General features: G+C 55.7%; 16 protein-coding genes, 2 tRNA genes and 1 pseudogene. 10 read left to right on the top strand and 9 right to left on the bottom strand.

Going from position 1 to position 20,284, the window contains the following annotated elements:
- Positions 1-40: 40 nt before the first annotated feature.
- The 3 genes and pseudogenes from SynROS8604_RS03530 to SynROS8604_RS03520 all read right to left on the bottom strand — a co-directional run bounded on the left by SynROS8604_RS03530 (position 41) and on the right by SynROS8604_RS03520 (position 2,909).
- Positions 41-1,414 carry a hypothetical protein gene (locus SynROS8604_RS03530; protein ID WP_186545144.1) on the bottom strand — a complete coding sequence of 458 codons (1,374 nt, stop codon included), beginning with the start codon at positions 1,412-1,414 and terminating at the stop codon, positions 41-43.
- Between the two features lie 126 nt (positions 1,415-1,540).
- Positions 1,541-2,166: pseudogene (locus tag SynROS8604_RS03525) on the bottom strand (DUF4079 domain-containing protein).
- On the bottom strand, positions 2,163-2,909 hold the full coding sequence (locus SynROS8604_RS03520; protein WP_186545779.1) for a precorrin-2 C(20)-methyltransferase: 747 nt from the start codon (positions 2,907-2,909) through the stop codon (positions 2,163-2,165). The pseudogene SynROS8604_RS03525 and the gene SynROS8604_RS03520 overlap by 4 nt, the downstream one beginning before the upstream one ends.
- 107 nt (positions 2,910-3,016) lie before the next feature.
- Between SynROS8604_RS03520 and SynROS8604_RS03515 the strand changes: the two genes are divergently transcribed.
- Entirely contained in the window at positions 3,017-3,598 is a 582-nt protein-coding gene (locus SynROS8604_RS03515; protein WP_186545143.1) for an acireductone dioxygenase, read from the top strand.
- A 1,452-nt stretch (positions 3,599-5,050) separates the two neighbouring features.
- On the top strand, positions 5,051-5,782 hold the full coding sequence (locus SynROS8604_RS03510; protein ID WP_186545142.1) for a triacylglycerol lipase: 732 nt from the start codon (positions 5,051-5,053) through the stop codon (positions 5,780-5,782).
- Between the two features lie 511 nt (positions 5,783-6,293).
- Here SynROS8604_RS03510 and SynROS8604_RS03505 read toward each other — a convergent pair.
- The gene (locus SynROS8604_RS03505) at positions 6,294-6,920 is read right to left on the bottom strand and encodes a tRNA-(ms[2]io[6]A)-hydroxylase (RefSeq protein WP_186545141.1); all 627 of its coding nucleotides are present in this window, start codon (positions 6,918-6,920) and stop codon (positions 6,294-6,296) included.
- The gene (gene aroQ / locus SynROS8604_RS03500; protein WP_186545140.1) at positions 6,920-7,375 is read right to left on the bottom strand and encodes a type II 3-dehydroquinate dehydratase; all 456 of its coding nucleotides are present in this window, start codon (positions 7,373-7,375) and stop codon (positions 6,920-6,922) included. Before aroQ ends, SynROS8604_RS03505 begins: the two co-directional genes overlap by 1 nt.
- Positions 7,376-7,442: 67 nt before the next feature.
- On the opposite strand from aroQ, the gene SynROS8604_RS03495 reads away from it, so the two are divergent.
- The 3 genes from SynROS8604_RS03495 to SynROS8604_RS03485 all read left to right on the top strand — a co-directional run bounded on the left by SynROS8604_RS03495 (position 7,443) and on the right by SynROS8604_RS03485 (position 8,691).
- Positions 7,443-7,524: transfer RNA gene (locus SynROS8604_RS03495), tRNA-Tyr, on the top strand.
- Positions 7,525-7,534: 10 nt separating this feature from the next.
- Positions 7,535-7,606: transfer RNA gene (locus SynROS8604_RS03490), tRNA-Thr, on the top strand.
- A gap of 530 nt (positions 7,607-8,136) precedes the next feature.
- A complete protein-coding gene (locus SynROS8604_RS03485) occupies positions 8,137-8,691 on the top strand; it encodes a hypothetical protein (protein WP_186545139.1) in 555 nt (184 codons plus the stop codon).
- A 3-nt stretch (positions 8,692-8,694) separates the two neighbouring features.
- Here the strand turns inward: SynROS8604_RS03485 and SynROS8604_RS03480 are convergent, their stop codons facing one another.
- Positions 8,695-10,152, bottom strand: a complete 1,458-nt coding sequence (locus SynROS8604_RS03480; protein WP_186545138.1) for a glycoside hydrolase family 13 protein — start codon at positions 10,150-10,152, stop codon at positions 8,695-8,697.
- Positions 10,153-10,173: 21 nt separating this feature from the next.
- Between SynROS8604_RS03480 and SynROS8604_RS03475 the strand changes: the two genes are divergently transcribed.
- Together SynROS8604_RS03475 and SynROS8604_RS03470 are read left to right on the top strand one after the other, a co-directional pair.
- A complete protein-coding gene (locus SynROS8604_RS03475; protein ID WP_186545137.1) occupies positions 10,174-11,685 on the top strand; it encodes a glycerol kinase GlpK in 1,512 nt (503 codons plus the stop codon).
- Positions 11,678-13,255: a glycerol-3-phosphate dehydrogenase/oxidase gene (locus SynROS8604_RS03470; RefSeq protein WP_186545136.1), complete on the top strand. Its 1,578-nt coding sequence runs from the start codon at positions 11,678-11,680 to the stop codon at positions 13,253-13,255. The genes SynROS8604_RS03475 and SynROS8604_RS03470 overlap by 8 nt, the downstream gene beginning before the upstream one ends.
- Here SynROS8604_RS03470 and SynROS8604_RS03465 read toward each other — a convergent pair.
- Positions 13,186-14,928, bottom strand: a complete 1,743-nt coding sequence (locus SynROS8604_RS03465) for an alpha-amylase family protein (protein WP_186545135.1) — start codon at positions 14,926-14,928, stop codon at positions 13,186-13,188. The genes SynROS8604_RS03470 and SynROS8604_RS03465 overlap by 70 nt on opposite strands.
- Here SynROS8604_RS03465 and SynROS8604_RS15660 point away from each other — a divergent pair.
- The 3 genes from SynROS8604_RS15660 to SynROS8604_RS03455 all read left to right on the top strand — a co-directional run bounded on the left by SynROS8604_RS15660 (position 14,891) and on the right by SynROS8604_RS03455 (position 17,583).
- Complete coding sequence (locus SynROS8604_RS15660) at positions 14,891-15,136, top strand: hypothetical protein (RefSeq protein ID WP_255445166.1); 246 nt, start codon at positions 14,891-14,893, stop codon at positions 15,134-15,136. The two genes, SynROS8604_RS03465 and SynROS8604_RS15660, sit on opposite strands and share 38 nt — an antisense overlap.
- Before the next feature lie 6 nt (positions 15,137-15,142).
- Positions 15,143-16,441, top strand: a complete 1,299-nt coding sequence (locus tag SynROS8604_RS03460) for an aldehyde dehydrogenase family protein (protein ID WP_255445276.1) — start codon at positions 15,143-15,145, stop codon at positions 16,439-16,441.
- 104 nt (positions 16,442-16,545) lie between these two features.
- Positions 16,546-17,583 carry a LysM peptidoglycan-binding domain-containing protein gene (locus SynROS8604_RS03455; protein WP_186545134.1) on the top strand — a complete coding sequence of 346 codons (1,038 nt, stop codon included), beginning with the start codon at positions 16,546-16,548 and terminating at the stop codon, positions 17,581-17,583.
- Positions 17,584-17,612: 29 nt separating this feature from the next.
- On the opposite strand, the gene SynROS8604_RS03450 is transcribed toward SynROS8604_RS03455, so the two are convergent.
- Both SynROS8604_RS03450 and SynROS8604_RS03445 read right to left on the bottom strand, forming a co-directional pair.
- Positions 17,613-19,109 carry an ATP-dependent DNA helicase RecQ gene (locus tag SynROS8604_RS03450; RefSeq protein WP_186545133.1) on the bottom strand — a complete coding sequence of 499 codons (1,497 nt, stop codon included), beginning with the start codon at positions 19,107-19,109 and terminating at the stop codon, positions 17,613-17,615.
- 50 nt (positions 19,110-19,159) lie between these two features.
- Positions 19,160-20,233 (bottom strand): hypothetical protein, encoded by a 1,074-nt coding sequence (locus SynROS8604_RS03445; RefSeq protein WP_186545132.1) that lies wholly within the window; start codon positions 20,231-20,233, stop codon positions 19,160-19,162.
- Between the last annotated feature and the right edge of the window lie 51 nt (positions 20,234-20,284).

Below are 20,284 nucleotides of genomic sequence, written 5' to 3'. Positions count from 1 at the left end.
CCACTCGTAGCGACAACTGCTCTGCCAAGAATTGCGTTCATCACAATCGATTGTCGATTGTCCAAACCGTCTGTCCAGTCAATCGGTCCCAGAGGCGCGACGTTGCAATGACCTCGTCCCCAGCTGAAGGACTCAGGAAAAGAGGGTCGGGGGAGTCATAACCCGACTCAGGTTGCAACAAATGGGTCCACTCCATTGGCAACGCAGACAAGTATTGATCACCCGTTTGCGTTTGATCAAAGCCATACACAGGCAAGCCCTGTTGATCCGTCACCAACCGACTGACAACATCCGCCGCAAGGCTTGTAAACCACATGTTTGAATCAGGTCCTTGAGCGATGCGATGCATCACACGTTTACCAATGTCTGGAAGAGGGAAGGTCTGTTGGTCTGTTCGGCCTGAGTCATCAACCGTCAAGCGAACGAGGGCCTCCTCCTGGTATTGAAACCAAACGGAACTATCTTTCACGCCCAGAACTACACCGGCTCCCTTGGATAACTTTTGGGGATAGGCCTCAAACGTTTCCGTAGTGGGATCAAACCGAGCAATACCGCCAAGACTTTGCTGGGTATTTTCCACAGCTGGCGAATTATCTCCCTCAATCGTGACCCAAATAAATCCATCCGGGCCTTGAAAAACATTGATCAGACGAGTGTTATCAGTATCAAAACCTTCAATCTCAAATAAGCGCATCTGACCTTGAGGATCGATGCGGGCAATTTGATTCGTTTGCAGATTCACAAACCAAGCGTTATCATCATCATCAATATCAACATAAATCGGTGCACTAGCTTCAGGCTTGACCAATTCATGGTCAAAGTTGGGAGCAATTTCAGGTCGAGTAGGCAACTCAAATCGCCGATGTTCTCCCGTTTCAGGGTCAACCCAACCGAGTACATCTGAGGTGCGACCGGCGTACCAAAGACGATTTTGTTGATCGATCGCTAATCCATGGGGACCCACAATCCCTTGGATTTGCGGATCATCAAAGGCAACGCTGTAGGTGGCCACAATCGAGCCATCCTCTTTGCTCAACTCAACAATTTCGTCAAAGTTTTCGAGCGTGATGTACCAGCCACCAGTAGGGCTAAAGCGCAAGCCGTGGGGGCGAGACCCATCGGGAAGATCAAAAAACTCAACCCTTCCATCCAGAGTGAATCGACCTACGCGGTCATGCATGCGCTGGGTGAAATAGACCATGCCATCTGGACCGGCATAGATCTCATGGGTGTCGTAGAGATCCCCATCGGTAGGAAGGTGCACGTTGTAATCGGCAACGTCACCGATAGAGCGTTGGGATACATCGAAAAAAATCCTCAAACCCTTGCACCGTCCAAGCAGTCCCTGTTCCGATCGGTGGTGGTGATTCGATGTGATCCATCCAAAGGCTGCGATCAGGCCCGTGATGTCCACTTCCGCTCATGAATCGTTCACAAGATTTGAAAAGATTAATGGGGCGTCAAATCCTGGCTCAATCATCTGGCAAGGATTGTTCTGATTGAGGCGCATCGCTCATTTTCTGCGAGTCAATCCCCAACATCAGCGCATGAATAAATCACGCGTCCCAGTGATGGCCTGCGTCGCTAGCAACAAAGCAACAACAACATTCATCCACACATGCAGCCGTCGCATCCAGAGCCGACCCGCAATCTGCTTTTGCATCACTACCGCAGCCAACATCAGTGCGATTAAGGCCGCCCCCCCCAAAGATGCGACTGCCAAACCGCTGTGGGGAAGGCCTGGCGCCACTGGAGCAACGCTGGCTGAGAGGCACTCAGCATCAGAGTGAACCAACAGGCTGCTGCCCACAACATCTTCGGGACAACACCTTTGGCACCTAATAACGCCACGTATGCCGCTGCAGCACCCACGACAGCCAGCAGGAATCCCAACATCTGATCAGCCTGCATCCCTCCTGCCAAAGCGTTGTGAAACAACGCCACCAACACCGCCAACACCATTCCCCCCGTCACCCAACGACCGTGATCGGCGTGTTCCACCGGCACCGTTGGCGCAATCGGATTGAGATCCAGCCGCCGTTCCCGGGCCAAGATGCCTAACCGAATCGTGGCACCCACCACCGGATAGACAAACAAAATCATCAGAACGGGGTGAACCAGCCCGAGCCAATTCAAAGACGTGAGAAACGAAACGCTTTCCGTCACGGCACTACCTCAGGCCAAGTCTGCCGAATCAGCAGCAGTGAAAAATAAGGCTTCGATTCAGCGGGAATTTCGGTTGCCCGCGCCAAGACCTGATCAGGCCAACCCACCCGTTGCGCGAAGAGGGAGCCCTCGAGCAGCCGGCGCTGGTCAAGGCAAGTTCGAACCCATGGCCATCGCTGCCCCAGCTTGATCAATGCCAGCACCATGCAGTCCGCTTTAGCTGATTCAAGCAATCTCTCCAGATCTGATTCTTGGTCTGGGCAAGGACGAATCAGCACCCCGTCTTGCTGCAAGGCGAGAGGCCAATCAATCGCCATCTCCGCGCTAGCAGCTGCTGCAGCACAAACTGCCGGAATACCCGGAATCAACTTGACCCTGAGATCAGGATGCTGCTTGCGAAGTGCCAGTTGCACATAGCTGCTCGAGGCAAACAACGAGGCATCACCTTCACAGAGCAAAACCACCGATAAACCGCGTCGCAGCTCAGACGCAAGCGCATCGGCAGCATGACGCCAAGCCTTCAATCTCGGCTCGGCTTCCGCCACCATCGGAAAGACCAGAGGCAGCCGCCGTTGCGTTGAACGCGTCCAGCGAGAGGCAATGGTCCAAGCCATCCCATCAGCATCAGCACGAGCAACGGGATAAGCCACGACATCGGCGGTTTCAATCGCGCGAACAGCAGCAATGGTGAGAAGCTCTGGATCACCAGGGCCCACTCCGATCAATTGCAGAGCGTGAGGCACAAGATCCCCAACCAACTGCCCAACAATGACAGTGACCGGTGGGACAGGCGCCACGCCAGAGACTCGTCAGAGCTAAACAGGAATGCGGTTCAGGCAACGCAGCGCTGATGACGCAGCTGAGGATTTACGCAACACAGGCAGCAGGCATTGCTGCAGACCGTGCTTCAGCCGTTGCATCCACACCAAAGCCACTGTTCAGCACCAGCAATCCCGCCTTGATCAGCGCAGAGCTCAAAACGCGAGGGATCAAGTTTCAACGCTGGCCAAGCCAGCCAGGGCTCGAACAAGGGGCCAATCAAGAGCAGATTCTGTTGGCCTATCAATCACTGATCCGTTCCGTCCAAGACAGCGATGGATATGGAACCGTGGACGTGATGCGCGTTGGTGGAGATCAACCCAGCAGCGAACCATTGCGCCAAACATTTCTGCGCGAACACCAGCATGCGGAAGACGAAGTGCGGTTTTTTGTGGAGGGTCGCGGCCTGTTTTCACTCCATATCAATGGGGAGGTGCTTCAGCTGATCTGCGAAGCCAATGATTGGATCGCCATTCCAGCGGAAACCCGGCACTGGTTCGACATGGGCGCGAACCCCAGCTACTGCGTGATTCGTTTTTTCAAAAAATCAGGAGGGTGGGCGGCATCCTTCACCGATGACCCAATTGCCAGTCACTATCCAGGCCTTGCCTAAGCAAGCAAACAGACAATCCAGCCGATCGATTGAGGATTCGGTCTCATCGGAGACAGTCAGCAGGCAGCTCGAAAACAAATGATGCTTAAGCCTTCAAACAAATCTCATGGGCTATCTGATCGTCGCTGGTTGTGTTGCTCTCGCAGCCGCCATGTCCAAGTCGTTGACAGACAAGAACTAATCAGCCACAAACAACCTTTTACTCTTCACTGATTGAGATTCAAATTTAAAATCAAGCTGTGGGTTCACGGTCTGCCCCTCGAAAGAGGGCAATTCAACTAGCTGCTACAGAAGATCGACCATAGAGATCCTGGTTGCAGCTCACGCTCTTGGTTTTGATAGCTCAGGTGTTGGTTTTTAAGCTGCTCTTTTAGGGGAGTAGCTTTTTTATTCCGTGATCTCAAGACCGCTAGCCAAAGACATGAGCCAACCCATTTCAATCCTCAACGGGAGGGTCTTCAAACAAAGATGTCAATTCATCAACCGAAAGCAGCAACGAGCAACAACCTTTGAATGCACCTGACCTGATCGCACAACTCTGATCACCAGGAGAAGTTTCGAGAGAGAAAGGCACCATTATTAATCCATAGATCAATCTAAGCCGATATTCACCATCTCATCCAGACATGACACAAGATGCTTAGAACAAATGAAAATCGAAACGGATGACTTCCATGGCAATGATGAATGAACCTTATCCGCCATATGCTCTAAACCCCGAATGTGGGTGAACGGTATCGCGAGCCGAATATTAACTTTAGCTGCTATTCACGCTTCGGGATGAAAGACGCCAAAGCTTTTCAGACTTGGAGTCTTCCGGCATTGGCGACATCAATGCGAAAGCGATTAGGGGGGGGGCAGTCATGATTTTTTGGATTGTAATCAATGCATTAGCCATGGCGATCTGAGAAGAGTGATTTACTTGCTCGACCCACACACCATCTCCAGAATCACCAGCAGAGACAGTGACCGGTATTAAGCGGTGCTGTGATGTTGAACACAACTCTAAAAAGCAATTAAAAAGCTCCACTGCACTGCATGGGGGACTATCAGAGCCGTGACTTCACTAGCAGCATTGAGCCATGCGGCTCACAAAGGACATAAAATAGTCTCTGATGAAGTAGATAAAGTCACTCAAAATCTGGACATAAGCGATTTCCAAAACTCGAACAAACTATGCTTGATTGATGAAATCAGAAACGAAGAAGACCCCATTCAATCGAGCCTTTACGGGTAAAAGATAGTCACAGTACCTTGCAACTGCCCAGCCACGAGTGGGATTTTTATTGCAGCTTGGAATGCTCTAAGCAGTTACCCCCAATCCATGACACTCATCGATGGCACTTGATCTGCTACAAGAGCTGCTGATCGCGTTACACAGGAGAGTCCTACGGATCACTGCTTAGGCATCCTTCTCCATTGATGATGGTGTTCATTCCATGAATCAGAGCCATGAGAACGGTTGATCCTCAGCAGCCGGTTGTGATCCTTGGAGGCTTCTTGATTACAGCAGAGGCTTATGAACCAATGGCTGAGTGGCTAAAGCACAAGGGAATTTGCAATGCTCTGGTGGTTCCCATGTCTCGACTGGATTGGCTTTTAACTATCTGGAGATTTGGATGGAGACGCGTACTCGACCGTGTCGATGACATTGTGAAACAAGTTCAACATCACTCACTAAGTGGAAAAGTCACCTTGATTGGGCACAGCTCCGGTGGAGTGATGTTACGCCTCTATCTCAGCGATGAACCTTTTGAGGGAAGGATTTATGCGGGCTCTAAAAGATGTGATCGTTTGGTTACACTCGGCAGTCCTCATCAGGCAGTCCGTGCAACACCTTTGAGGGCGATGGTCGACCGCCGCTTTCCTGGTTGTCATGAATCTGACGTTGACTATGTCGCTATTGCCGGAAAGCTTGATTTGTCTAGTGGAAATGCCTCGGCATTCAGCCGCAGGGGCGCTAAAGCTAGTTACCAAAGAGCTATTGATGATGAAGGATGCCTCGGTGATGGACTCGTTCCAGTTGAGTCAGCTCTACTTACTGGCGCCCGCTCTCTGATTCAAGACGACACTGCCCATGGTGGTTTATTTGGAGACATCTGGTATGCATCTACGCAACGTCTTGAAGCATGGTGGGATTTTGTCGTAGGTAGTGAATCCTCACAAGACAAAGCTAATTCTTAAATTTACAAACAAATGGAATGCATCCAAATATTGCGAACTGTCTACGGCTCAATCAATTGCCAACAGCGTTAAAAATAGATATGCCAGCTATGTCCGCTTTGTTCCCTTAGTGCAACCACTGCCCTATGCCAGTAGCTTTTCAGTGATTAATAAACTCCCCTCTGGAGAAGGTTACATCAATACATTTAATCCGCTTGAAGCCTTTCAGTAAGTCGTTTATCTATCCAACAGGCGACTTACATCGATGCTGACGATTCGAGACTTAGTCTCTCGTTACAACATGTCGACACAACAAACCTACGAACAGATTCGGGCAGCTGCCATCTTAACAATCAAGCGAGGCAATCGGTCCCTATTCAATGAGGGGATGGTCGCCAGGCTAGATGAGAACAATTACCAAACCGAGTCAGCATCTGGTTTTCGCTGATATGAGATCCTCCCCCCACAACTTGAGTGGGGGTGTATATCGCAGGCACTCAGTTCCTCATATGGAGTGATGTTGTGGAGCAGCTCAGCGAACATCAACACCACAACTATGCATTCTCACGTCGGCCGGCTCCTCCAATTCTCCAGTCAGGGCCTCCACTTCAACCTGCGCAAGCTCCTCCAGCCTGGGCACGATCACCGAACGCTCCCAACGCTGTTCACACAGCACCCAATAAAGACCGAAATGGCGCGCTTCACTCAACAACAAGCTTCCATAAAGGTCTTTTAAATCTTGCTCCGGGCTGTGCTCCGCCAACAGCGCCATCCGTTCATGGCTACGGGCTTCGATCAAACCCGCCACCAAAAACGAATCCAGCATTCGCAGCGGCTCCCCTTTACGGATGTGCTTGGCAAGAAAGCCGCCATAGCCCGGGGATGGCAAAGGCTCGAGATAGCGCCCTCGTGCCCGTAGCAAAGCAAGCACCTGCTCGAAATGCTCAAGCTCCTCGCGCGCCAACGGACTCAACACTTCCCCCAGGCCTGGTTCGCACAGATAGCGAAACATCAGCTGCACGGCAGACCCCGCCGCTTTGCGCTCACAGTGCGCATGATCAATTAAGACCTCTATTGGTCTGGCGATCGCTTGCTGCAGCCAAGAAGCGCTCGTGGGTGCCGCCAACCAACGAATGCTGGCCACAGATGTCGAGGCCATCAGCTCTTCCCTCCGCTCGCAGAGTTGCGCAGGTGGCGAACCAACCCATCCAGGGCCAAGTCGTAGCTCACAGGGCCAAAACCACAAATCACGCCAACGGCACGGTCGGCCAGAAACGAGCGATGCCGAAACGGTTCACGGGCGTGGGTATTGCTCAAGTGCAGCTCCACGTAGGGAATCGCTGTCCCCAGAAGGGCATCACGGATCGCAATCGAGGTGTGGGTGTAGGCCCCTGCGTTAATCAGGATTCCATCCACCTTTCCCATCGCCTGATGGATGCGGTCCACCAGGGCACCTTCGAAATTGCTCTGGAAACACTCCAGCGTTAGGCCATCAGCGCAGGCTCGCTCACAGAGTGATGTCTCGATCTGATCAAGGGTCTGGCGGCCGTAGAGGCCTGGTTCCCGCTGGCCCAGCAGATTGAGGTTGGGGCCGTTGAGCAGCAACAGGTGCATGGCCCGACTCGTAAACGTAGGTTGATCGTATCGACAGCCTTGCTGGTAACCTCTTCGAGTGTGGTTCGGGTCGGTGCCCGAGTGGTTAATGGGGGTGGACTGTAAATCCACTGGCTCTGCCTACGTTGGTTCAAATCCAACCCGGCCCATCCACCACACGCCCTTGTAGCTCAGCGGTAGAGCACTCCCTTGGTAAGGGAGAGGTCTCGAGTTCAAGTCTCGACAAGGGCTTCCATCTCAAACGACAGCCGGATGTTGGGGCTGCTTGTCAATGCTGTGATTCGGTGCGATGCACTGACAACCGATCAGAACGGAACCATCCAGATCTTCTCAGCATCAAGCGCTACGAGGTTTCTCTAGATGATTTTGTAAATAAACAGCATCCGTAACTGAACACAAAAACATTGACGCCGATCGGTTTCGCTGGGAGTCACAACATTGCCCATCCACCAAACGCCCACCTAAACAACAATCACTCGCATAAGCAGCTAAGTAGCAAGCGATCGAAAGTCAGTCTTCTCAGGCGAGGCCTTAGCAAAGGAAAAGTAAGGATCAAAACCAACCCAAAGCATTGATTCCTTTGTAATTTCATGAACATAATTCGTTACAGCAAGGGCAAACATTCGGCCAATACCTGGTCCCAAAAGTGCATAGCTTGCATGCATTGATCCCTACACCCTCAAAATCCAGCATAATGAAGCGTGTCTAAATCAGCCAAACAACAAGCTTTTTAGGTGGAATTTTGATCCAAAGTCAGCACCATGGTTAGTTTAGATTTGCTTTCTAGCTTTGACGGAATGATATGGCTTCAGTCTGGGAAAAAAGTAGGTGAAATTTTTGAGCAGCATCAAACAACAATCAGCAGAAACCAGAAAAAATGTGCTCAGATCTTTGGCATAAAACTCCAAAAAATAGGCAATCATTGGCAACCCAAGGAAGATTCGCTCTTGCTTCAACTCGAGCGAATGGTCCATCAAATGGCTCGTTTACAAGGAAAATCAAGTTTAAGACTTGACGCCAATCGGTGGCTTGATCACTCCTTGCTCAATCCACCACCCTCAGGATGGATTGTGTCTTCAACTAAAAACTTTAGCGATTCACATAGTCTTGAATGCCTGGAACAACGCATCGTGGATGCTTGGCTATGCCCTCTCAGGGCCCTGCCAGTAGAGGCTAACCATTTAATCGAAATCGAACTCAGTTCAAAGGAAGATATTGGTGTTGTCGTGCTTCAAGAGTATGCCAATCATCAATGCATTTTAAATTTGACAAGCATGCTCAAGCAAACTTCATCAGCAGAACAGATCAAACAATAATGTTCATCCTGGAACCTTAAATAGCACCGCTGATTGAGGCGACAGTGAATGGGGAGCCCTCTGGTAGCGACCAATCACCGCACCATCCGTCTCCCAACCATCTCGTGCGACGTCGTGAGGATCGAGTCGCAAAGCCTTCCGCCGAGAGCGGTTCACCACCACCACCACCCCGGGTGCACGTCCGATGAGGCCATCACGGGCATGAGCCTGCCACGACAGGCCGCGCTCCCGCACCGCCTCCAGCTGTTGACGGACCTTGGTCAACGCCACGATTAAAGGGCGCAAATCCTGGAGCCAAGGCTCCTCCCACGGCATCGCCTCGCGACAGGCTGGTTCAGGACCGCCCTCCAGGCCCACTTCCGTTCCGTAGTACAAGCAAGGGGCCCCAGGCTGAAGCATCAACAGCAGCAACGCCAAAGACAGCGCAGCTACATCTCCTTTGAGGCTGTGCAAGGCCCGGGGCACATCGTGACTATCTAAAAGATTGAGTTGGCAGCGGTTCACCTCCGGCGCATACCAACCCTGCGTCTCAGACCAGATCTGCAGCAAGGCCTCCGTCTCCAGGGGGCGCAACGGGTACATCGGGTTGCGGTAGCTGCGTCGCAAACGCGCGCCCGCCACCCAACAAAGGCTGCTCCAGCCCAAGCGGTAATTCATCACGCCATCGAAATGCTCTCCCTGCAGCCAAGACCTGGCATCTCCCCAAATTTCACCCACGATCCAGGCCTCGGGGTTCACCGCTTTCACCATGCGCCGGAAGTCCACCCAAAAGGCAGCAGGCACTTCATCGGGCACGTCTAAGCGCCAACCGTCGATGCCGCGTTCTAACCAGTGCCTACCAACCGCTAGGAGGTACTCCTGCACGGGAGCATGGTCATGGTTGAACTTCGGCAGCGCCGGATCATTCCACCAGCAGCTGTAACCACAGTCTTGGCCCTTCCGCGGATAGGGCCGCAGCGGCCACTGATGCACATGGAACCACTCGCGATAGGGAGAGCGATCCCCATTTTCCAACAGGTGATGAAACGCCCAAAAGCCGCGGCCGCAATGGTTGAACACCCCATCGAGGATCAGACGCATGCCCCGTTGATGCACCGCCGCAATCAGGGCATCAAGCGCAGCATTCCCTCCTAATAAAGGATCCACCTCGAAATAGTCATAAGCGTGATAGCGATGATTGGCGGCCGAACTGAAAACAGGGGTGAGGTACAGACAGGTCACTCCCAGCTGCTGAAGGTGGTCCAGAGCCTCGATCACTCCGTAGAGATCACCCCCCTGGAACCCCTGTTCGGCAGGGTCTGTCCCCCAGGGCTGCAACGCCAACCCCTGCTGCGCTTCCACCCGGCCGCTGCGGCGAAAACGATCAGGAAACACTTGGTAGACCATCGCCTCAGCGACCCAAGTGGGGAACGGCCCAATGCGTGATGTCTCTGCCATTCCTTTGCAGGCCGTTGGTCCCATCGCTAGCAAGTAGGAAACGAGATGGCTATGGCAGCACCGCCCCTCCTGCTCGCACTAGATCAAGGCACCAGCAGCTCACGCGCTGCTCTCTTCGATACGGATGGCCGCCCAGTCGCCAGCGCTTCCGCACCGCTTGACATTCACTACCCCGCCGATGGCTGGGTAGAACAAAGTCCTACGGCGATCTGGGAGAGCCAGCGTCTGGCGATGAGCCGCCTTGAGCAGGCGATCACTCCGGAGCAGCGGCAAGCCGTGATCAGCTGCGGCATCACCAATCAGCGCGAAACCACCACGCTCTGGAAACGCAGCGATGGCAGCCCCTGCGGCCCAGCCCTGGTCTGGCAGGACGGCCGCACAGCCGATCTCTGTGAGCAATGGAAGGCAAGCGGCCTTGAAACGAGCTGGAGAGCCAAAACCGGCCTGATGCTCGACCCCTATTTCAGCGCGAGCAAAATTCGCTGGCTGCTCGACCATGAAACTGCCGCAAGCAGTGCCGCGGCCCAGGGTGATCTCTGCTTTGGAACGGTGGAGAGCTGGCTCCTATGGCAGCTCAGTGGCGGCACCATTCATGCCACAGACATGAGCAATGCCAGCCGCACCCTGCTGATGGATCTAGAGCAGCGGCAATGGATCGATGACGCCTGCGCTGAAATTGGCTTACCCAAGCAGGCCCTCCCCGAACTCAGGCCCTGCCGAGGCGATTTCGGAGTGATCCAAGCGGGTTTGCCCTTTGCTGGCGTACCCATTCAAGCCCTGCTTGGCGACCAACAGGCCGCCACCCTGGGGCAACTCTGCCTGCAACCAGGCGAAGGCAAATGCACTTACGGCACCGGCGCCTTTCTCGTGGTGAACACCGGCACCAGCATCCGCCATTCCGACGCTGGCCTGCTGAGCACCCTGGGCTGGACCGATGAGCACGGCACCCCCACCTACTGCTTAGAAGGAAGTCTGTTTAATGCGGGCACGGTGGTGCAATGGCTGCGCGATGGCCTCGGCATCATTCGCAGTGCCGAAGAGGTCAATCCCCTCGCGCAAGAGGTGGAGAACGCCGCCGGGGTGATGCTTGTTCCAGCCTTCACCGGATGGGGCACACCCCACTGGGACCCCAGTGCCAGGGGTTTGTTAATCGGGATCACCCGCGACACCCGCCGAGGGCATATCGCTCGAGCCGCCCTGGAAGGAATTGCTCTCTCCGTTGCCAGTCTTGTGGAGTTGGCAGAGCAAGCCATGGAGCAAAGTCTCGGGGAGCTTGCCGTGGATGGGGGAGCCGCAGCTTCTGACCTTCTCCTGCAAGCCCAAGCCGACAGCACCGGTTTGCGCGTGCGGCGCCCAAAGCATCTCGAAAGCACAGCGCGCGGTGTGGCCCTTCTGGCGGGCTTACAAGCCGGCGTAATTGCAGATCTCAAAGACCTGGTGCCGAATCGCACCCAAAACTCCAGCGTGTTTGAGCCCCAACAAACCCTGGAGCAGCGCCAACGCTGGCGCCAACGTTGGAACGATGCTGTGAGCAGGAGCCTTCACTGGAATGGCTGATCAACGTTTTGACCTCGTCGTTATCGGCGGTGGCGCCAGTGGATGCAGCGTGGCCTATGAAGCGGTCCGCCGCGGCCTGCGTGTTGCTCTGCTCGAGGGCCATGACCTCGGCAGTGGCACCAGCTGCCGCAGCACCAAACTCCTGCATGGAGGGGTGCGTTATCTCGAACTTGCTTTTAAAACAGCCGACCTCGCCCAATTGCGCTTGGTTAGAGAAGCCCTGCTCGAACGGGGGCACTGGCTGGAACAAGCTCCGTTCTTAGCCCAACGCCTTGAACTGGCCCTGCCCAGCGACTGTCGTCTTGGCCAGGCCTACTACCGCATCGGCCTTGGGCTGTATGACGCCCTATCCGGTCGTGCCGGGATCGGCAGCAGCCGCATGCTGTCCTCCAAGCAACTCCACCAAGCACTCCCTCTTCTGCGTCCTGATGTTCAACGCGGTGTGGCCTACAGCGACGGGCAATTCGATGATGCTCGCCTGAATCTGCTGCTAGCTCTTACCGCTGAACGGGCCGGTGCTGTGATTCGAACCCGCACCAAGGTTCGGGAGCTGGAACGCAACAGCCAGGGGCAGATCTGTGCTGCCATCAGCGAAAACAGCCAAGGAGAGCAAGAACGCTGGGAAGCCAAGGCCGTGGTGAATGCCACAGGCATCCATGCGGATGCCATTCGGCGGATGGCCGACCCCAACTGCTCCATGCGCATGCTCACCAGTAGGGGAGTGCATCTGGTGTTAAGAGCCAACCTCTGTCCTGAAGGACTTGGTTTGCTGTTGCCATCCACCGATGACGGCCGTGTTCTGTTCATGTTGCCGTTCTTTGGTCGCACCCTGGTCGGCACCACAGACACCAAGTGCACACAAGCGAGTGCAGCCGCTCCATCCGCAGACGAGCAAACCTATTTGCTCGATTACGTGAAGCGCTGGTTCCCCGACCTCGGCGATCCCGTTGTGGGGAGCTGTTGGGCTGGCGGACGACCGCTGCTCAAGCCAGCCGGTGCTGAAGTGAATAGCAGCAGGGTCGTGCGCGAGCACGAGGTTGAGACGCTGAACAGTGGCCTGATCAGCGTGATGGGCGGGAAATGGACCACCTGCAGACCCATGGCGCTCGACACCCTTCAGGCGGTGGAAGAGCAATTCGGGAGCCCCCTTCCAGACCCCTCTGCATTACCGCTAATCGGCGCAGATCAAGACCCCAAACGCACTCCTTCTCTGCTGCAAGAGCAAGTCCGCGCCCTGGAACGCTTGCTACCAGAGAGCCCTCTACGCGATCAGCAACGGGCCCACCTGCAATCCAGTTTCGGATTGGAAGCGGCTGCACTCGTGGCCAGTTGGAGTGAAAGCGAGCGTCAGCCTTTGAGCGATGTCATCCCCGTATGTCGCGGTGAATTACGCCATGCCATTAGCGCCGAACACGCCTGCACGGCAACGGATGTCCTCGCCCGTCGCTGCCGCTTAGCCATGGTGGACCAGGACGAAGCCGAGCGGCTTCTTCCCCAGGTTCAAGCCCTTCTTGAAGAGGAGGGGATAGACGCCCCCAACACCCCACCGGAGCTGAACTTGTCCTGCTGATCAGCAAAGGCCTCGCTGCTGTTGTCGGTTTCCTCCACCTCACCAATCAACCACCAGCTGAATCCATGCGCAGCGAGGTAGACAAACCAATCCGCATCCGCAGGGGGGAAGTCGCACCCCCACAGCACCTCACGGGTGCGTTCACCAGACCAACGGCTCAGGTCGAGGCGAAAGGATGCCCCAGCGGCCGAGAGATTGGCCGCCACCATCACGGTCATTGTTGCGTTCGTACGGACATACACGATCACGCCAGGATGGGCGCAATCCAACAGCTCAAAGTCGCCATTGCGCAAGGCGGGAAGCAGCTTGCGGCAGGTGAGCATGCGTCGATGCCAATTCAGAAGCGATCCAGGCAACTGCTTCTGAACTTCCACATTCACCACCCGATAGTCGTATCCGGGAGCCGTGATGGGTGGCAACACCAGCAGTGGATCTGGAGCCGTTGAAAATCCACCATTTCGTCCTGGCGTCCAGGCCATCGGAGTGCGATTCGGGTCGCGGTCGCGCAAGCCCGGCCAATCCCCCATCCCAAGCTCATCTCCGTAATAGAGGCATGGAAGTCCTGGAAGGCTGTACAGCAGGGCATGCATCACCCGATTGGACCCCGGATCACCATTGAGCAAAGGCGCAAGACGCCGGTTGATTCCCCAGTTCAGCCAATGGCCCTGCCCCTGATGCAATCCTGCTCGGATCGTTTGGATCACATCTTCTGGAACCAGATGGCCGTCCCCCAACCAAAGCTCATCGTGATTGCGTAAAGGCAAGGCCCAGCGACACCCCCCAACAGCGTTCTGAGCCGCCTGCAAACACTCACGCAAGGCCTCCACCGTTCCACTGGCAATCGAGGCAAACAGGTGGGCCGTTAGGGCGAAGTTAAAGGCTCCATGCAGTTCGTCATCCGCGAGGTAAGGAGCAGCCTCCTCCACGGGTTGAATCGCTTCTGCGAGGAGCAAAACATCCTTACCATGGCGATCCACCCGGGCCCGTAAACGCTTGAGGAATTCGTGCGTTTCAGGCAACCCTTCACAACGGGAACCCTCGGCTTCACAGAGAAAGGGAACCGCATCAAGACGGAAGCCATCCACGCCTCGCTCAATCCAAAAATCCACCACATCAAGCATCTCCTCCTGCACGACTGGGCTGTCGTAATTGAGGTCGGGTTGATGACGCAAAAACCGGTGGAGGTAGTACTGCTGCGCCACCTCGTCCCATTCCCAGTTCGAAGACTCGAAATGGCGGAACAGCACGGGGGCATCGGCATAACGCTTGGGGTCATCGCTCCACACATACACATCCCGTTCAGGACTGCCTTCAGGGGCCCAACGGGCGCGCTGAAACCAAGGGTGGAGCGTGCTGGTGTGATTCAGCACCAAATCCATCACCACCTTGATTCCGTGAGAGTGCGCTGCGATCAAAACCCGATGGAAGGCCGCTAAATCTCCCAGCTCTGGATGGATGGACTTGAAGTCGGTGATGTCGTAACCACCGTCCTGCAGAGGCGATGGATAAATCGGAGTGAGCCAAATCGCTTCCACGCCCAACCAACGGAGATAGGGCAGGCGATTCGCCAAACCCTGCAGGTCGCCGATCCCATCCCCATTGCCATCGGCATAGCTGCGCACAATCAGCTGGTAGATGACGGCACCGTTCCACCACGGCTGCTGCTTTGTCATCACGCCGGAACCATTCCAACTCGTACTAACCCTGATCGGCCGCGACGTCACCCCCTCGTCCGCGATCCATCGATCAGGACTGCGAGCTTGGAATCAGATCCCATGGCTTGCGATGGTCAGCTCCTGCCCCCACGAGGCCTTCCAAGCTACTGATTTAAAGAGTCGCCGCTCCGCTGTCGTCTCGGGGCAGACCCGACCAGAAGCTTGACGGCGCCTGCAATTGAAACGATTCAGCGACCTGCTGGATCGCCATGAAGCAGAGATTCTTGAGGCTCTTCGTGTCGACCTCGCCAAACCAGAGCTCGAGGGGATGTTTGAAATCGTGGCGTTGCTCCAAGAATTAAAAGTTACGCGGAGGCGCCTCAAGGCCTGGATGCGCCCTCGCCGCATCCCCGTGCCGATCGCGCAACAGCCAGGGCGGGCCCAACTCATCCGAGACCCCTTGGGATGCGTGCTTGTGATCGGTCCCTGGAACTACCCGTTCATGCTCACGCTCCAGCCCCTGATCAGTGCCCTTGCTGCGGGGAACACCGTTGTCTTGAAACCGTCCGAGCATGCTCCTGCCACTGCAGCCCTGATCACACGCCTCATCACGGAGGGATTCCCCAGCGATGTGGTGAGGGTGGTGAATGGGGATGGATCCACCGCGGCCGCTCTCGTGGACCTTGGTTTCGACCACATCTTTTTCACAGGCAGTGGAGCGATTGGAGCCAAGGTGCTGGCCGGTGCCGCCTGTCATCTCACGCCCGTCACGCTGGAGCTAGGTGGCAAAAATCCTGCCATTGTGCTCGACGGTGCAGACCTGGCAGTGACCGCCCGCCGCTTGATTTGGGGCAAAGGGGTGAATGCTGGACAAACCTGCATCGCCCCTGACCACCTCCTGGTTCAGACCAGCATCAGGCAGCGCCTCGTGGAAGCCTTACGAGAGGAGCGCCGCAAGCTCTATGGAGAAGATCCAATCGCTTCTGCTGATCTCAGCTCCTTAATCCACGATCGGCATTTTCAACATCTCGAAGGCCTGCTGGCGACTGCACGAGCAGAGGGACGCATCCTGTTTGGGGGGGAATGCGACCACCAAAGCCGCAAGATCGCACCCACCTTGATTGAGGTGCACAGCGATCAGGATCCCTTGATGGCAGAGGAAATCTTTGGCCCCTTATTGCCCATGTTGACGGTGGATACGTTGGATTCCGCGATTACACGGATTCAACAGCAAGACAAGCCATTGGCGATCTACCTCTTCGGCGGTGATCACAACGACCAAAGCGAGGTTCTGCAACGCACCAGTTCAGGTGGCGTCTGCTTTAACGATGTGGTGATGCAAAAAGGGGTTCCTGAATTGCCATTCGGTGGAGTGGGCCCCAGTGGCATGGGCAGCTATCACGCAGAAACCGGCTTTCAAACCTTCTCCCACGAGCGCTCGGTGCTGAGCCGGCCCTTTTTTCTCGACATCCGTCTCCGCTACCCCCCGTATTCATTCAATCCTGCGGTATTTCGCTGTTTGGTTGGCTGAACACCACGCAACAAGGGTCCCCATCAATCGAAACAAATCAATCCGCACAAGGGACTGGCAAGTTGGGCCGGACACCTTATGTTTCGCCCAGCTCAGAAAGAAGAATGCGAAGCATTGTTGCCGCCGCCCTAACCCTGTCGGCACTGATGCCCCTTCAAGCGGGCGCGGCATCGATCACAGTAAAACCAGGTGACACCATCTCCGATCTTGCTGACCGCTATGGCGTTTCCGTTAAAAGCTTGATGCGAGAAAATGGAATTCGCAATTCCAACCATGTAGAAGTTGGGCAAACATTGCGTTTGCCAAGTGGTGCCAGGGGTGTTGTTAGCGCTGGCAAAGGACGCCACACCGTTCGCGGGGGAGACACCCTCGGTGGCATTGCGGCGCGATATCGCGTCAGTGAAAGAGATCTGATCGCCATCAACAGCCTTCCAAGCGCTGACCATGTTGAGGTTGGCCAAACGCTGAAGCTGCCGACATCGGCCGTGCTTCCCAAGCCAAAACCCGTGGCGAAGGCCAAGCCGACGCCGATCAAAGCCAACCCCAATGCCACATCCCACACCGTGGCTAGGGGTCAGACCCTCACCCAGATCGCGCGCGCCTATGAGGTTCCCGTGGCCTCGTTGATTGATCTCAACACCATCAATGACCCCAACAAGGTGACGATTGGAACCAAGTTGATGCTGCGGGACACCCGTCGCCCTGAGACCAGCGAATCGGTCAGCACATCTGTCAGCACAACAGTGCAAACCAGCACCACACCAGCAGCAAAGCCCGTTCTCACCGCCACGGCCAGCCAGCCAGCCAAGTCGGTTCAGGCTAAACCCGTTCAGAGCAAGCCAGTTCAAGCCAAACCTGCTGCGACAAAAACGGCAGCACCAAAAAAAGCAGTGGAGGCCAAACCAGCGGCATGGCGCACCTACGGTCCGCTCCAAGTGGACTGGAGCAACTGGCAATCCATGGGCGGCAGCATGGTGGCTCCAACCTTGAACAGCGAAGGCAAGCCCATCTACGTAGCGGTGAACTGCTCAGCAGGCAAAATCAACGTCACCAGCTCTGATGGCGCATGGAAAAGCTGGATTGCCCCCCAGACCAATTTCGAGAGGGATCTCGTGATGGATCGATGTAAAAAAACCGCTTAAGCCAGGTGGAGGTCATTGGGCAACTGCACTCAAGCCGCGTAATGCAGAGGCCACGGGGCATGCAGAAATTGTCTGCCGCTATCCCTTAAGGACAAGCGTTGAGCGCCGTCATTGCTCTCACGAATGAGCTCCTCTTGCACAAGCCTGCGCGCAAGCCAGCCCCAACTCTCTTCGCTGCCATCAATTTCGCGCAAACGCTCCGTCAAGCTGCGGATGTCTACTCCCTGACCGGCATCGATCACCTCCAATAATTCTTGGGCGCGATCCGACCAATCCTTCGCCCGCCCATCGGCCAAGCAACGATCACAGCGGCCGCAAGGAGATGTGAGCTCGCCCACCGAGAGCAACAGGGCTTGCTCGCGGCAAATCTCTCCCTCAGCAACAGCTTCCATCCGCCTCAATTGCTGCTGGGAGAACTCCACCCGCCAAACGTCATCGTCGGAAGCCTTGGCCTTGGATTCAGCAGCACGACGCAACGTGGACTGCATGGCCCAGCCCAAGCTGGTTCGATCTCCAGGCGAAAACAACACCAGGCAATGGGCCGGTCTGCCATCGCGTCCAGCGCGACCTGACTCCTGGAGATATCCCTCCGGGGTGGCCGGCAAATCCAAATGCAACACCAGCCCCACATCCGAGCGGTCAACGCCCATCCCAAACGCCACGGTGGCCACCAAAACCGGCGCATCAGCCTCTAGGAAATGCTTGAGTGCCTCCTCGCGGCGCTCCACCTCCAGTCCCGCGTGATACGTGATCGCTTGAATCCCTTGGGATTGCAGCCTTTCGGCCCAAAGCTCCACCGAACGCCGGGTCCTGGCATAGATCAAAGTGGCACCACGTGAGTGCTTGAGAGCCTCCAAAACATCAGGGAGAGGATCGCTCGGACGGCGCCGCATCGTGTAGTGGAGATTGCTGCGTTGCGCCGACGACACCTGGATCAGCGGTTTACACAACCCCAGCAGACGGAGAATGTCAGCCCGCACCCTCGGGGCTGCGGTGGCACTCAAGGCAACGAGTGGAACGCCAGGACACAGGGCGCGAAGTTGACCAAGACGCCTGTAGTCGGGCCGAAAATCATGCCCCCAAGCGCTGATGCAATGGGCTTCATCCACGGCCAAAGCCACCAACCTCCCTTCCCGCGCATGGGCAGAGAGCATGTCCCTCGCCGCCTCCCCTTGAAGACGCTCAGGGGCGAGGTAAAGAAGACGCAAGCTGCCAGCCGACAACTGCGTCTGAATCAAACGTCGTTGTTCCGGTTGAATCCCGCGGTGCAGGCAGGCGGCAGCAATGCCCCGCCGCTGGAGTTGCAAAACCTGATCATCCATCAGGGCAACGAGTGGAGAAATCACCACCACCAACCCTTGCCGAACCAAGGCAGGGAGCTGAAAACAGAGTGATTTGCCCCCGCCCGTTGGCAACACAGCTAAACAGTCACGGCCGCTGAGCAGGGCTTCGATTACCGGACGCTGTCCGGAACGAAAGGAATCCCAGCCGTAATACCTGTGGAGAGCCTCAAGGAGTGGATCCAACTCGCACCCTCACTCCACAGATAGTGTTCTCACTTTAACGAGCACTAGATCTAGAGGGTGATGGGAGGCTCCAGTTGGTCAGGAGCCTCCTCAACGAGTTGAAGTCTCACCCTCTTGCCCCCAGCAAGTTCCCCGAGCGACACCCGCATGGTGGCCCCACTCAAGGTCTGTAGCGCTGTCAAAACATCACGAAGATAAGGTGTGCTGCTTCCGCTTTCCACCCACAGCCGTTCATGCAGTCCGCCTAACCGTCTCCAAGAGGTATGAAGCTTGAGAACGGCGGCTTCCAGCGCCTGAGCCTGCCCTACGGCATCGGCAAGCAAACCAAGAGCATCGAGGCGCTGCGCCTCCTGCATTGCTTTCTCTAGGTCCAGATCACCCTGGTGAAAGGCACGGACAGCAACACCTGACTCCGTGGCTTTGGTAATCCATCGGGCCGTATGAGTGACATCCTTGATGCGATCCAGCTCCGGCGCATCGCGAAGCACCTTGCGGAAGTCTTCCTGCTGAAGCTCGGGAAGCTTGGACAGTTCGCGAACCAATGGCGCGACAACCTTGGAAGGCAACAAATTCTCTTGTGCGCGTTGCCGAATTTCGTCAGGCAGCAAGGGACTGGTGGCAGAGGTGAAATCATCCGTCAGTCTGCGAACTTGCTTACGGGTGATCTCCTGCCCCTCGTTGGCCGCTTCCGCAATCATCACCTGCACTTCAGGCGCTGCCAACGCGGTCTCAAGAAAGGCCCGTTTTGAAAACTGGTTCACACTCGATGGCTCCAGCAAACCCTCACCCACCAAACCTTGCTCTGATTCAGCCAGCTGAATCAGTCCATACGCCCGGGTCTTGCTGATTTCCCGTTCGCGAAGCCACTGCAAAAAGCCCGCACCGCGTCCTTCCCCTCCACGTTTTTCGCGATCACGCACCGATTTCAGGATGCGACCACGCCAGATTTCAGTCTGAAGATCAAATTTGTCGCACACATCCCAGGCCTGCTCGAGACGAGCCAGGAATTCCATCGTGCTGATGGCATCGCTTTCAGGATCTGGAAGGTCGAGATTGAACGCGGGTGCTTCGGGACTCAGGCTCGTCAAAGGCGTTATCGGTGGGGTGGTGATGGATGCTGCCATGGCGATGCCGCGATCTGAGCATCAGGGCGAACGACATTCTGTGACGCTCAC

Origin of the sequence: Synechococcus sp. ROS8604 (assembly GCF_014279655.1) — a bacterium.
Lineage (GTDB): Bacteria > Cyanobacteriota > Cyanobacteriia > PCC-6307 > Cyanobiaceae > Synechococcus_C.
The sequence above is the reverse complement of the archived record's forward strand: the minus strand, read 5'-3'. Positions and strand labels throughout refer to the sequence as shown.